Annotated in this window: 9 protein-coding genes; 1 reads left to right on the plus strand and 8 read right to left on the minus strand. The window is 69.0% G+C overall.

Annotation, left to right across the window (positions count from 1 at the left end):
- Window positions 1-11: 11 nt before the first annotated feature.
- Genes bpln_RS18290 through bpln_RS18310 form a run of 6 tightly spaced genes read right to left on the minus strand, consistent with a single transcriptional unit; the run spans window position 12 to window position 6,995 of the window.
- Window positions 12-755 (minus strand): class I SAM-dependent methyltransferase, encoded by a 744-nt coding sequence (locus bpln_RS18290; protein WP_042626877.1) that lies wholly within the window; start codon window positions 753-755, stop codon window positions 12-14.
- The gene (locus bpln_RS18295; protein ID WP_042626878.1) at window positions 742-2,124 is read right to left on the minus strand and encodes a 2-isopropylmalate synthase; all 1,383 of its coding nucleotides are present in this window, start codon (window positions 2,122-2,124) and stop codon (window positions 742-744) included. The genes bpln_RS18290 and bpln_RS18295 overlap by 14 nt, the downstream gene beginning before the upstream one ends.
- 9 nt (window positions 2,125-2,133) lie before the next feature.
- Window positions 2,134-2,361 carry an acyl carrier protein gene (locus bpln_RS37395; protein ID WP_171907386.1) on the minus strand — a complete coding sequence of 76 codons (228 nt, stop codon included), beginning with the start codon at window positions 2,359-2,361 and terminating at the stop codon, window positions 2,134-2,136.
- 20 nt (window positions 2,362-2,381) lie between these two features.
- Window positions 2,382-3,023 carry a phytanoyl-CoA dioxygenase family protein gene (locus bpln_RS18300; RefSeq protein WP_175937965.1) on the minus strand — a complete coding sequence of 214 codons (642 nt, stop codon included), beginning with the start codon at window positions 3,021-3,023 and terminating at the stop codon, window positions 2,382-2,384.
- A complete protein-coding gene (locus tag bpln_RS18305; RefSeq protein WP_052498373.1) occupies window positions 3,020-3,703 on the minus strand; it encodes a thioesterase domain-containing protein in 684 nt (227 codons plus the stop codon). Before bpln_RS18305 ends, bpln_RS18300 begins: the two co-directional genes overlap by 4 nt.
- Entirely contained in the window at window positions 3,675-6,995 is a 3,321-nt protein-coding gene (locus tag bpln_RS18310; protein WP_082465342.1) for an amino acid adenylation domain-containing protein, read from the minus strand. The genes bpln_RS18305 and bpln_RS18310 overlap by 29 nt, the downstream gene beginning before the upstream one ends.
- A gap of 38 nt (window positions 6,996-7,033) precedes the next feature.
- Between bpln_RS18310 and bpln_RS35710 the strand changes: the two genes are divergently transcribed.
- A complete protein-coding gene (locus bpln_RS35710; RefSeq protein ID WP_148654079.1) occupies window positions 7,034-7,258 on the plus strand; it encodes a hypothetical protein in 225 nt (74 codons plus the stop codon).
- A gap of 984 nt (window positions 7,259-8,242) precedes the next feature.
- Here the strand turns inward: bpln_RS35710 and bpln_RS18315 are convergent.
- Both bpln_RS18315 and bpln_RS18320 read right to left on the minus strand, forming a co-directional pair.
- Window positions 8,243-10,309 (minus strand): NAD(+) synthase, encoded by a 2,067-nt coding sequence (locus tag bpln_RS18315; protein ID WP_055139614.1) that lies wholly within the window; start codon window positions 10,307-10,309, stop codon window positions 8,243-8,245.
- Complete coding sequence (locus bpln_RS18320; protein ID WP_158512044.1) at window positions 10,306-12,819, minus strand: penicillin acylase family protein; 2,514 nt, start codon at window positions 12,817-12,819, stop codon at window positions 10,306-10,308. Before bpln_RS18320 ends, bpln_RS18315 begins: the two co-directional genes overlap by 4 nt.
- Between the last annotated feature and the right edge of the window lie 13 nt (window positions 12,820-12,832).

The raw sequence follows: 12,832 nt of genomic DNA on the forward strand, positions 1-12,832 counted from the left end.
GCGGCCGCCGCTCAGCGGCTGCCGATGAAGGCGTGAATGTCGAAGTTGATCTTGACCGTGCTGCTGCGATCGACCTCCTCGACGGCGCGGATGAAGCTCTCGATGTATCCCGCACCGCCTTCCTGGTCCATGTAGCGCGTCACGTAGCTGGTCGACAGGAAGAACAGCGCGACTTCCTTCGGGCTCAGCTCGATGATGTTGGACACCACGATGCGCTCGGCCGACGAGAACACGCCTGCGGCGTTCATCAGTTCCAGCGTGTTGTCGTAGTTGACGAGGCGGTCGTCGCGGTGTTTCGCCCACTTGGTGACGAGCTCGCGCTCGATGAAGTTGCGCAGCGGGCCGTAGGCAACCGGGAAGTCGTACTTGTAGGCGCAGAACACGCCGCTCTCGTTGAGCCAGTCGCTCATCTTGGCCAGCACGGCCGGGCGGTCCATCCAGTAGAACGAGGTGGCGCTCGTGATCAGGTCGTAGCGGCGCTCGGTCTTGAACTGCTCGGCCGGGCTCGCACTGAAGCGCAGCTTCGGATAGTTGGCGCGCGCCTTCTCGATCAGGTTCTCGCCCAGGTCCACGCCCTCCACGTCGGCGAAGTAGTCGGCCAGGCGAATCGTCGAGACGCCGTTGCCGCAACCGATGTCGAGTGCCGACTGATGCTTCGCGCAGGCTTCCGACAAGGTACGGAACAGCTTTTCCGGGTACGCGATCTTGCCGCGCACGATGTTGTAGGCTTCGGCATGCAGGTCAAATTGTTTCATGGTCTTCGATCTCGATGAGGCTCTGGTTGTAGTTGCCGTGGTTGACGAAATTGATGAACGAGCCGCTGCCCGACAAGAAGCGATAGGTGTGGCGGTAGCCGGCCGGCACGAACACCGACGCCGGGCTTTGCAGCACCTGGGTGCGGTCGCCGACCGTGACCTCGGCCTGCAGGCCGCGGTAGCCCTCGCCGTCGCCGAGGAACATGAACACCGAGTCGCAGCGGTGGATGTGGCTGTCGACGTGACCGGGCTCGGTCGGCACGATTTCATCCACCTTGCGGGCGATGAAGTAGAACGGCGACGACGGCACCAGCCGGTGGTCGAGCATCACGTAGCGTCGGCCCTGCCCGTGGCGGTGGTACTTCAGCTCGGTGGCCGATTTCTCGAACGGCGTGGTGAACACGTTCTGCTCGGCGAGCGGCGGATCCTTCTCGAGCGTCACGTGGCCATCCATCAGCGCCGGGTCGATCACGCTGTAGGCGGCGGGATCCTCGCGCATCGCGATCTGGTGCAGCTTCGACACATGCACGAACGCGTTCTCGCCGACGAGCGGCTGCATCGGCGAGCGCCCGACCCGGCTGTAGATCTCCACCAGCTCGGAGAGCTTGCGCGCGTCGGCAAGGTTGAAGCGCTTCGGGTCGTGACGCGTGTGCAGCAGCGTGGCCAGCTGAAACGTGTCGGTGATGCCGGCGCGTTCGCCGATGCCGTTGCAGCTGGTGGACAGCCAGTTCACGCCGGCGCGCAGCGCCTCGAGCGAGCAGGCGAGCGCGAGTCCCTGGTCGTTGTGGACGTGGTGCTCGAACACCACGTCGCGAAACTCGTGGCGCAGCAGCGACATCACGTCGTAAGTTTCGAGCGGCAGCAGCTGCCCGACGCTGTCGGCGAAGCAGATGCGGTCCGCGCCGCTCTTCCTGGCCGTGCGCACGAGCCAGACGATGTCGCTGACCGAGGTGCGGCCCGCGTCCTCGATGGTGGCGCGCACCGAGAGCCCCTTGCGCTTCGCGTGCAGGATGGCTTCCTCGAACATGCTGACCACCTGCTCCTTGGTCATGTCCTTGAACTTGGTGCGCAGCGAGATCTCGTTGATCGAGGCGAACAGCCCGATCCATGGCGCGCCCGATGCCGCCACGGCGTCCACGTCACTGATGCGGCAGCGCGCGTGCGCGAGCACCGGCACCGACGAGACCGCGACCACGGCCTTCACGCGCGCCATCTCCCGATCGGAGATCATGGGGTGGCCGCATTCGAGCATGTCGATGCCGAACGCGGAAATCCGCCTGGCCAGCAGCACGCTCTGTTCGATGTCGAACGCGCACTGCTTGGCCTGCATGCCTTCGCGCAACGTGCAATCAATGATTCTGGGTTCCATGACGATGCCTCACGATTGCGCAACGGGGCGGGTCGCGTTGAGCGTCGCCAGCGTGGGGCGCTCGATGAAATCCATGATCTTCGGCGCGGTGCCGAACTCGCGTGCGAAGCGCGCGAGGAACGTCACCATCTTCAGCGAGTGACTCTTCAACGCGATCAGGTGGCGTTCAATGTCCTCGGGGGCGATCGAATCGACTGCCAGCAGTTCCTGCAGATGCTTGATGATCCATTGCTCCATCGTTCCTCTCCTAGAAAACCTCAGAAAAACCCGGCGTATTCGTCTTCCTCGACGAACACGAGCGGCATGCCGATGCGCAGGCGGCCGTTGTCGTTGGTGTGGCTGCCGTGCGCCGTGGCGGCGTCCCACTGCAGGACGTCGCCGGCCTCCAGCTCCGCATCGACGACACGCGACATGTCCACGCGCGTCTCCTCCTCGTTGATGCACTTGAACATCGGATAGCGCAGGTCGAGCGAGTGGTGGTACACGATCGAGTTGTCGGGATAGAAGAACATCCCGCCGTTGGCACGCTTGGACTCGGTCAGCGCGACCCAGAAGGTGGTGGCGGTTTCGTACTTGCGCTCCCACAGGGCGATGTCCTGGTGCAGCGGGATGAAGGACTCGTCGCGGCCGCGCTTGATGAAGGCCGCGTGCTTGATCAGCTTCGGGCGCTTGAGCGTTTGCCGGCTCAGCGCGCCGAGCCCGCCGTCGTCGAGCCAGGCCTGCCAGAACGGCTCGTCCGCCCAGTAGAGCTTGCGGATCTTCTTGGCGAGGCGCCGCTCGTCGTCGGCGATGTCGAATTCCGGCTCGAGCGCCGCGGCCGGCTGCTCCGAGCGGCGCATCACCCAGTCCAGCGCCGCGGCGGTGTGTTGCGGCGACAGCAATTTCCTGACGATCTTCATGCTTCCTCCTTTGCCTCGAGTATCGAAAGAACCGTGTCCAGCGCCGCCGCTTCGGTGAGCATGTCCTGGTGGGCGACGTCAACCCGATGCCGGCGAAGGTTGGGCAGGCTGGTGCTCCAGCGCTCCGCCGTCTTGTAGCCTTCGTCGCCCGAGCGACCGGTGACGAGCGTGGCCTCCACCGTGGTGACGCCCGGCCGGAAGTCCGGAAACAGGCCGAGGTTGGCCTCGACGCAGTCGCGATCGATCTCGTCGAGCGCGGCCAGCGCGTCGATCTTCTCGACCAGTTGGCGGTACGCCTCGGTGCCGACCAGCTTCGCGAGCGTGGTCGCGCCGCTTCGGGCAACGGCCGTCTCGCCATGGGCGAGCCGCGAGTCGATCAGCAGCAGCTTCGGCGCGACCGCCTCGGCGTCCTCGCCCGCCGCGCTCGCGCGGCGCTCGAGCAGGCTCGCGAGCTCGCAGGCCACCAGCCCGCCGAACGAGTAGCCGGCCAGCCACTGCGGGCGCTCGCCGTGCCAGTCGTCGGCGATCGCGCGCGCAAGCTGGCCGATGTCGCGATATGGCCAGTAGCGGTGGTAGCTCACGTGGCGCAGCCTCGCGCTGCGCGCGAGCCGCGCGGCCAGCGCCGAGAAGCAGAGCGGGTGGCCGATGAAGTCAGGCAGTAGCCAGATCGTCGCGGACATGGGCGCGTTCCTCGTTCAGTAGTCGGTCACAGGCCTCGACGAGGCCGTCCAGCAGCGCGACGAGAACCGGTTGCGCGAGGCGTCCGGCCAGTGTCAGCCGCATCAGCCTGCCGGCGCGCAGGAACGCCGTGAGCGTGAGCGGCCGGCGCACCTTCAACGCGTTGCACGATTGCGCCCAGTCGTGGGGATGGTCGGCCCGTTCCTCCACCACGTTGATCAGCACCGACTCCCTGCCGGCCAGGCCGCCGCAGGCCTCGGCCAGATCCTCGTAGGGCAGGCAGGCCGAGGCCATCGCCTGTAGCGCCTCGTATCCGGCCGTGGCGATGGCCGCCTCGGTATCGCCCACGCGCGACTCCAGCGGCAACGGCAGCAGGTTGATGTAGCAGCCCGCGCCGTCCTGGCTGATGCCGCCCTCGCGCAGCGAGCAGGTGGTGGCGAACAGGTGCGGCCGCCAGTCCAGCACCGTTGCGCAGGTTTGCTGCAGCAGTACCGCGAACATCGGCAGCAGGCCCTGCTTGCGCGAGATCGCCAGTTGCAGCAGCGCGGCAGTGCGGGTGGCGCTGCAATCGCGCTCGGCCAGCGCGGTAGCCGAGCGCAGCCCCGGCGGCGCGTCGGTGCCGAGCGCGGCGATTCGCGTCCGCTGCGCGCGCCAGTAGCGACGTGCCGGCTCGGCCTCGCGTTCCAGGCGGCGCGCGATCCGCCAGTTCTGCTGCACGAAGCTGAAGTCGGCCGGCGCGGCGTCCGTCTGCGCCTCGGCGTCGTCCTCCAGCACGGCGCGCAGCTCGCAGAGCAGGCGGCTCACGAACGGGCCGTCCGCGGCGATGTGATGGAGCCACGCGCCGAACACCGGACGCCCCGCCACGTGTGCCCGCACGAGCCGCAGGTAGCCGGGCTCCAGCACCGAATGCGGATGGTGCAGGTAGCGCTGCCGGAACGCGTCCTCGTCGGCGTAGACGTGCGGATCGTCGTGTACGGCCGGCGGCGGCGTGTCCGGCTCCAGCACGAACACGAAGCGCTCGCCTTCCAGGCCGACGCGCGCGCTCAGCAGCGGGTGCCGGCGGTGGAGCCGGTCCGAGGCACGTTGCAGTTGCGTCACGGTCCATGGCCGGGCCGGATGCAGCTGGTGGAACATCGAGTTGCCGTCGAGGTTGCCGTTGAACAGCTCGTCGAGCACCATCGAGCGCTGGCACGGGTTCAGCTCGCATTCGAGCGCACGGCCCGACAGCTGGCCGACGATCGCGCGCTGTCGCGCGGCGAGCCACGCGCGGGCCGCCTCGTCGAGTTCCGCCGTCTCGCCCGCCACGAACAGCTCGCCGCGATGGGCGAACAGGTGCAGGTGGGCGGGGTCGGGAAAGCGTTGCGCCAGCGCGGCGGCGAGGTCGGCTTCGGCCGCGATCTCGCCGCCCGGGTCCGCTGCCGCGTTGTCGCACGGCGCGATCCGAACCAGGCCGGAGTCGACCTCGCCGGGCAGCATCCGGCCCGCGCCGCGCGAGTCCAGCCAGCGACAGAAATCCTCGAAGCGGCTGGCCGCGTAGAACTCGTCGATCGGCAGCGACACGCGCAGATGTCGCGCGGCCTCGGCCAGCAGGCGCAGCGCGAGCAGCGAGTTGCCGCCGGCCGCGAAGAAGTCGCTGCGCCGCGATGACGGCAGGTGGCCCACATGGCGCCGCCAGAGCGCCGCGCAGCCGCGCTCCGCGGCCGTCAGCCCGGCCAGGCTCAGCTCGTCGCTGCCGCGCCAGCGCTCGATCAGCGCCGCGCGATCGAGCTTGCCGTTAGCCGTCAGCGGCAGCGCGTCGATGACGAACAGCGCGTGCGGGCGCTCGTGCGGCGGCAACTGGTTGAGCCATCCGGATTCGAGCGCCGCGAGCGTGCCGTCGCCGTCCCGGTCGTCCACTGGCACGATCGCGGCCAGCAGCAGCTTGCCGCCGTGGCGCTCGACGTCCACCAGCACGCAGTCGCGCACGCCCGGGCAGGTGCGCAGAAAGTTCTCCAGCTCGGCCAGATCGATCCGGAAGCCGTTGATTTTGACCTCCTTGTCCATCCGGCCGTGATATTCGAGCAGCCCATCGGCGTTCAGCCGCACCCGGTCGCCGCTGCGATAGACGCGGCGTGCGACGCCGTCCAGCGTGAGCGTCGGAAACTTGCGGGCGTTCAGCTCGGGATTGCCGAGATAGCCGTGCGCGAGCCCCGCGCCGAAGGTCACCAGCTCGCCGATCTGCCCCGGCGGCAGCGGCGCGAGTTGCGCGTCACAGATCACCACGCCGGTGCCGTTGATCGGCGTGCCGATCGGCAGCGCGGGTTGCAGCAGGTCCGCCTCCGTCACCCGGTGACAGGCCGTGAAGGTGGTGTTTTCGGTCGGCCCGTAACCGTTGATGAAGCGCACGCCGCGGTTCGCCTGCATGGCGCGCCGCACGTGTGCGACCGACAGCGCCTCGCCGCCCACCATCACGCATCGCAACCCGTTCAGGCAGGTGGCGTCGAGATCGACGATCGCGTTGAAGAGCGCCGAGGTCAGCCACAGCGTGTTCACGCCCTGTTGCTCGACCAGCACGCGCAGGCCCGCGGGGCTCAGCAGTCGCTCGGTATGGAAGACGCAGGTGCCGCCATTCAGCTGGGGCCCCCAGATCTCCAGCGTGGAGGCGTCGAATGATAGCGGCGCATTCACCAACATCGCCGTGCTGGCGCCGAGTCCCAGCACCGGCTGGTCGACGCAGAGCCGCGTGATGCCGCCGTCGCGGCACGCGATGGCCTTGGGCTGACCGGTACTGCCAGACGAGTAATTGACGTAGGCGAGGGCGCTGGCGGTCCGCTCGAGCGAAGGCACGGGCGTGGAAGCATGCACCGCGCCGGCTGCTGCCATCGCGTCGCCGGTCGCGATGCACGCCATGCCGAGCGCGGCGAACATCTCGTGCGCATTGGCCGGCGCCACCACCAGCCGCACCGCCAGCGTATCGGCCATCAGGCCCAGGCGCCGCGCGGGCAGCGTCGCATCCAGATAGACATAGAACGCGCCGGCCTTGAGGATGCCGAGCAGTACCACCGCCGTGTGCAGGCCGTAGCTGCCGCTCACGCCCACGCAGTGTCCCGGCGCCACGCCCTGCGCCAGCAGGGTGGCGGCCAGCGCGTCGCTGAGACGATCCAGCTCTCCATAGGTCACGGCCTCGGCGCCGGCGCGCAGCGCCGGGCTCGCGACATGGCTCGCCGCGATGCGTCGGAACCGACTCACCACGTCGGGGTAGGCGCGATCCACGCCGTCCGTCATCAGCAGTCCGGTGTGCAATGTTGTGTCCATGTCGACCTATTTATTAGGAAGACGAATCGATGGGCCGAATGGCCCGCGTCGATTCGGATTCGGTGACGCGTGATTGGATGCGAGCGATCCCGATGCTGACCGCCCGGCTGCCGGTCGGGGCCGGTCGCCGCTGCCGGCAATCCCGCGCGGCCCGGCGAATTCAGGCGGCGATTGCCGCGACGCTTCGCGAAAATGAGACGCAGATCCACCTCTCGGCGAGCAAGATAATTCAATCAAAAAGCCGCGATTTATTGCAATGGTGATTCAATTTTGCTGGTTAATAACAAAATCAGAAATCTATTTTGTTATTGAGAATAATATCGTCTATAAAAATTCTCGCGCACCCAATCCTTTCTCGTCAACCTATTTCTGGATGATTCCTGGAAATGAACAAAGCTGACTGATTTCTTACGTAATTTGCCTCAAATCATGAATTAACTATTTGGTTATTTGTGGTGATCTGTCATTGAAAACAATGACATAAGCTCAAGAATTCGATGACATTTCATGGCGTATCGGCATTGAGGGAATTGGGTGGGCGGCTCGCTTCGAATATTACATTTTCAATTCTTCTAGCATTACATTTGCAAGATTTGCTACGTGGGAGTACGCGATCCGGTTCGCGCGACTACGTAGAATTTTTGACTTGGTGAGATTGTCGGTGAGTAATATTTATACTTTGCCGATTGCTATCGGATTCATTGAAATTTGCTGAGAATTTGAATTGAGATGCGCGAGAAGATAATTCAAAAAGAATGGCACGCCCGCGCCGGGTGGCGGGTGAGTGATCTGCCCGATAATCGGGTGCCCGGATCGGGGAATGCCGGGACCACCGGCCGGCATCGGCAGCCTGGTCGGCGCGGCGCTTCGGATCGTCGGCCGCGATGGCGGACGAGCTCGCGAGCGTGGTCGGGAACGAACCGAATGCGTGGCGGCTCCGGCGCGCCGCGCCGGCTCGACCCGACCCGACCGGTACCGGCGCTTCGACGTCTCGCGTCTCGCGAGCGAATCCGGCGCGTGCAGCGTCTTCCTTATTGATTCGCAGTGTTAAGCATGTGCGGGGCCATCGATCTATATGGCCGCACGCGCTGCGTTACGGTCATCGCGCTGCGTCGGCTTCGATCCATGCTCGCCGGCAGCCTTCACCGGATGTTCGCGACAGGACCACTCGCGGCAGACCGCGACCCCGCCTCGCGAATGGCGATGGCAAGGCGGGCCGGGCATGGCCCCGCCCGCCGGTTGATGGCTCAATCCGCCGGCGATTCCGCACCCGGTGCCGCGTCCGGCACCGCGCGCGCCAGCTCGTCGAGCCAGGCGCGCGCCACCGAGTCGCTCGGCGCGCGCCAGTCGCCGCGCGGCGACAGCGAGCTGCCGGTGGCTACCTTCGGGCCGTTGGGCAGTGCCGAGCGCTTGAACTGGCTGCCCTCGAAGAAGCGCTTCACGAACACGCCAAGCCAGCGCTTGATGGCGGCCAGGTCGTAGACGGGGCGCGCGTCCATCAGGATCGGCCAGCCGCCGGCCTCGGCGTCGTGCCATGCCTGCCACGCGAGGAACGCGATCTTCGCGGGGCCGAAGCCGTGGCGCGTCACGTAGTAGAGGTTGAAGTCCTGCAGCGCGTAGGGGCCGATCGCGTGCTCGGTCAACTGGCTCGGCTGGCTCGCATCGCCGGGCACCAGTTCGGGCGAGATCTCGGTCTCGACGATGCGTCGCAGGATGCCGGACGCATCGGTGCCGAAGCGCCGCCGGTCCGCGAGCCAGCGCACCATGTGCTGGATCAGCGTCTTCGGCACCGAGCCGTTCACGTTGTAGTGCGACATCTGATCGCCGACGCCGTAGGTACACCAGCCGAGCGCAAGCTCGGACAGGTCGCCGGTGCCGATCACGATGGCGCGATTCGCGTTCGCGAGCCGGAACAGGTAGGCGCTGCGCGCGCCGGCCTGGACGTTCTCGTAGGTCACGTCGTAGTGCGCCTCGCCCTGCGCGGCGCGATGGCCGATGTCCGCCAGCGTGCGGTCCGACACCGGCTTGATGTCGATCTCGCGCGCGCTCACGCCGAGCGCGCGCATCAGCGCCCAGGCGTTGTCGAGCGTGTGCCGGCTGGTGGCGTAGCCGGGCAGCGTGTAGGCGAGGATGTTGCGGCGGTCGAGGCCGAGCCGGTCCATGGTCAGTGCGCAGACCAGCAGCGCGTAGGTGGAGTCGAGGCCGCCCGACACGCCGATCACGACCTGCTCGAGCCCCGTCGCGCGCAGCCGCTTGGCGAGTCCGTGGCTCTGGATCATGAAGGTCTCCTCGCAGTTCGCATCGAGCATCGCGACGTCGGCCGGCACGAACGGGAAGCGGTCGAGGCGGCGCAGCAGCGGCCCGCTCGGGCCGCCCGGCGGCGCGAGCATGAAGCCGACGCTGCGGAACGCGGGGCCGCCGAGCGCGCGTGCGCAATCGTCGAAGGTCTGGATGCGCAGGCGTTCCTGCGTGATGCGCTGCAGGTCGAGGTCGGCCACCAGCAGTTGCGCGGTGTCGGCGAAGCGCTCGGTCTCGGCGAGGATTTCGCCGCTTTCGCAGACGAGCGCGTGGCCGTCCCATGCCAGGTCGGTGGTGGATTCGCCGCAGCCGGCCGCCGAATAGAGGTAGGCCGCCTGGCAGCGCGCGCTGTGCGAGCGCACGTGCAGCCGGCGATATTCGGACTTGCCGACGGTGATGTTGCTGGCCGACAGGTTCGCGATCACGGTCGCGCCCGCATGCGCCGCGTAGGTGGACGGCGGCACCGGCGCCCAGAGGTCCTCGCAGATCTCGACGCCGAGCACGAACTCCGGGTAGTCGTCGGCGCGAAACAGCAGGTCGGTGCCGAACGGCACCTCGGCGCCGTCCAGCCGCAGCGTGCCGCCCGTCACGCCGAGCCCGGAAGCGAAGTAGCGCTTTTCGTAGAACTCCCCATAGTTCGGCAGGTAGGACTTCGGGACCGCGCCGAGGATTCGGCCACGGTGCAGCACCACCGCGGCGTTGTAGAGGCGTCCGTTCCATTCGAGCGGCGCGCCCGCCACGATCAGTCCGGGCAGCTCGGACGAGGCCGCGCGCAGCTCGCCGATCGCCCGCTTCACGCCGTCGAGCAGCGCGCGCTGGAAGAACAACTCGTCGTTGGTGTAGGCCGACAGGCCGAGTTCGGGCAGGATCGTCACGAGCGCGCCGCGCCCGGCGGCGTCGCGCACGAGGCGGATCGTGGCCTCGAGGTTGGCGGCCGGATCGGCGACCACCACGGGGGGGATGGCGACGGCCACGCGCAGGAAGCCGTGGCGGTACATCGAGAAGAAATCGTTCATGGGCGGACGGATTGGGCGGGGAGGGGATGACGGGGGGCGTCGTCGGCGGCGAAGGTAGTCGAGGCGGGATTGGCGCGCAATTCGCAGCGCGTCACCGTGTCGGCCCGCACCTGGGCCGCGTCGAACGCGAAGCGGCTGGCCGGGGTGCCGAGCCGCGGCGGCGGCCGGCCATCGCTCCACGCGGTGCCGGGCCGGCTGCGCTGCGCCTGCGGCAGCACGCTGTGTACGAGCGGCCGGCCGCCGTCGAACACGATGCTGGCGAGCCAGGTGGTGCCGAAGTTGACGGCATAGCCGTGCGGCGCGAGGCCGGTGGGCAGCGGCACGCGCCCGCGCACGAACTGGGCGAGCCGCTCGCGCGGCGTGAGCGCGCCGACCTGGCTGACGTTGAGCGCGCCGGTCAGGTTCGGGCCGCCGTCGAGCGGCGCGCGCGTGCCGTCGGCGCGCAGCCGGAACTGGAGCTCGCGCAGCGTGGCGGCGGGCGGGAAGCCGGCCGCCGCGAGCTGCTCGACGGCCGTGGCCAGCGCGACGAGCGCCGGCGCCGGGCCGCTGCCCTGCCAGTGCGGCAGGCCGCGCGGCGTGTCGAGCGGCGCGGCGGGATCGAAGCCGTGCGCGTAGCCGGGGGCGCCCTCCAGCCATGCCTGCGCGAATTCGCGAAACAGCGGCGCGCCGGGTGCGTCGAGCGCGTCCTCGCGGCACCACGCGCGCAGGATCGCGAGCGCCGGCGCGAGATCGACCCGCGTGCCGCCGCGCGCGATCACCGGCTCGCGGCAGGCCGCGCCGAGCGCGAGCAGGTCGTCGAGCAGCAGGTCGCTCATCGGCACGTGGTTGTCGAGCGTCAGGCGCGCGAGCGCGGTGGCCCCGATCGGCCGCGCGAGTTCGCGCGTGAGCCGCAGGCCGTGCCGCGCGCGCGGCGTGAGCGGCGCGTCGAACGCGCCGAACAGCGGATGGTGCGCGGGCAGCGCGGCGTCGAGATCGACGCGCTGGTACGGGTTGTTGAAGTTGGCGAGCACGCCGCGCGTGCGGCGCGCCGGGCGCTGCGCGACGGCACGCGGGCGGCGCGGCGCGAGCGCATGGCGCGGGTCGTCGCCGGGCAGCACGACGAGGCCGCGGCGCCTGCGTTCGAGCGCGAGCGGATGGTCGGTGTCCGCCAGTGCCGCGAGCGTCGCCGCGCCGAGTTCGGGCACGTTGCTGCCGTCGACGTAACAGGCCTGCCCGGCGGCGTCGATCGCGAGCAGGTTCACCCAGCTCGTGCCTGCCCAACGCGCGAAGCTCTGCTCCAGCTCGTCGAGCGAGCGCGCGGCGCCGATCGCGAGCCAGTGGTCGAGCACGTCGGCGTTGCCGGCGTTCGCGTTGCCGAGGCAGAACACCTGCCCGGCGCTCCATTCGGCGAGGCCCGGCACGCCGAGCGGCGGCCCGTGGCGCGTCTGCCACAGATCGTGCTCGTGGGGCCGTGCCTCGCCGCGGATCTCGATCGCCACGCGACGCCGTTGCATCGGCTCGGGACGGCCGTCCCAGAGGTAGGTGGTCGGGTCGCCCGGCACGAGCCGCAGCCGTTGCAGCACGAACCGCTCGGCCGACGACACCGTGTGGGTCCAGGCCAGCGATGCGTTGAAGCCGAGGTTGACGGTCGGGCAGCCGAGGATCGACACGCCCGCCACGTCGAGCGCGCCGGGGATCGTCAGATGCACCTGGTAGAGGCGCAGACCGTCGGCGAAGCCGAAGTGCGGATTGGCGAGCAGCACGCTCGCGCCGCCGGCTGCCGCCTGGCTGCCGACGGCCCAGGCGTTGCTGCCGAGCGGCAGGTCGGTGTGGGCCGACCAGGGCGGCGTGGCGGGAGCCGCGTCGGCGGCGGCCCTGGCCCCGGCGCGCGCGTCGGGCGGCGCATCGCCAGCGTCGCGCGACGCCGCGCTCGCGTCATCCTCGTGCGGCGGAGCCGAAGTCGACGCCGGCGGTCGCGCCAGCGCGAGCGCCTGCACGAAGCGCCGGCCGCTCGCCTCGTCGGCCAGCGCGAGCAGCAGCGCGGCGATGTCGTCGCGCCGCAGCACGCGCGGTGTGCCGCCGGGCACCGGCGCGAGCGCGTCGCCGGCCTCGACGCGTTCGCTCACGCGGCGGTTGAAGCCGGCCGCGAAGCCGTCGATCAGCGCGTTGGCGTGGCGCGACATCCGCGCCAGCGCGCCGGCGGCCTGGCCGCCGTAGTCGAGCGCGCGGTAGCCGAGGTCGCTGTCGAGGTTGGCGCCGTCGCCGGGCGCCTCGTCGCGGCCGTAGTGGCGGCTGCGCTCGCCCAGCAGCGTGACCAGGTGCGCGAGCAGCACGGCCGCGTGATCGTCGGCCACCACGTAGCCGTGGCCGTAGCCGAGCGATTCGAAGTCGTGCGCGCGGATATGCGGTGTGCCGTCGGCGGTGCGCGCGATCTCCACCACGAGTTCCGTCGGTGCGTAGGCGGGCACGGCGGCGAACGACGGATGCTCGGGCAGGTGCGCCATCGGCGGCGCGGCGGGTGGGGAGGGCATCGACGGGATCGAC

Origin of the sequence: Burkholderia plantarii (assembly GCF_001411805.1) — a bacterium.
Classification (GTDB): domain Bacteria; phylum Pseudomonadota; class Gammaproteobacteria; order Burkholderiales; family Burkholderiaceae; genus Burkholderia; species Burkholderia plantarii.

Coding starts and splice junctions, on each gene's coding strand:
- bpln_RS37395 (WP_171907386.1), bottom strand. CDS start 2,361: ATGGAGCAATGGATCATCAAGCATCTGCAGGAACTGCTGGCAGTCGAT.
- bpln_RS35710 (WP_148654079.1), top strand. CDS start 7,034: ATGGCCCGCGTCGATTCGGATTCGGTGACGCGTGATTGGATGCGAGCG.
- bpln_RS18305 (WP_052498373.1), bottom strand. CDS start 3,703: ATGTCCGCGACGATCTGGCTACTGCCTGACTTCATCGGCCACCCGCTC.
- bpln_RS18315 (WP_055139614.1), bottom strand. CDS start 10,309: ATGAACGATTTCTTCTCGATGTACCGCCACGGCTTCCTGCGCGTGGCC.
- bpln_RS18300 (WP_175937965.1), bottom strand. CDS start 3,023: ATGAAGATCGTCAGGAAATTGCTGTCGCCGCAACACACCGCCGCGGCG.
- bpln_RS18310 (WP_082465342.1), bottom strand. CDS start 6,995: ATGGACACAACATTGCACACCGGACTGCTGATGACGGACGGCGTGGAT.
- bpln_RS18295 (WP_042626878.1), bottom strand. CDS start 2,124: ATGGAACCCAGAATCATTGATTGCACGTTGCGCGAAGGCATGCAGGCC.
- bpln_RS18320 (WP_158512044.1), bottom strand. CDS start 12,819: ATGCCCTCCCCACCCGCCGCGCCGCCGATGGCGCACCTGCCCGAGCAT.
- bpln_RS18290 (WP_042626877.1), bottom strand. CDS start 755: ATGAAACAATTTGACCTGCATGCCGAAGCCTACAACATCGTGCGCGGC.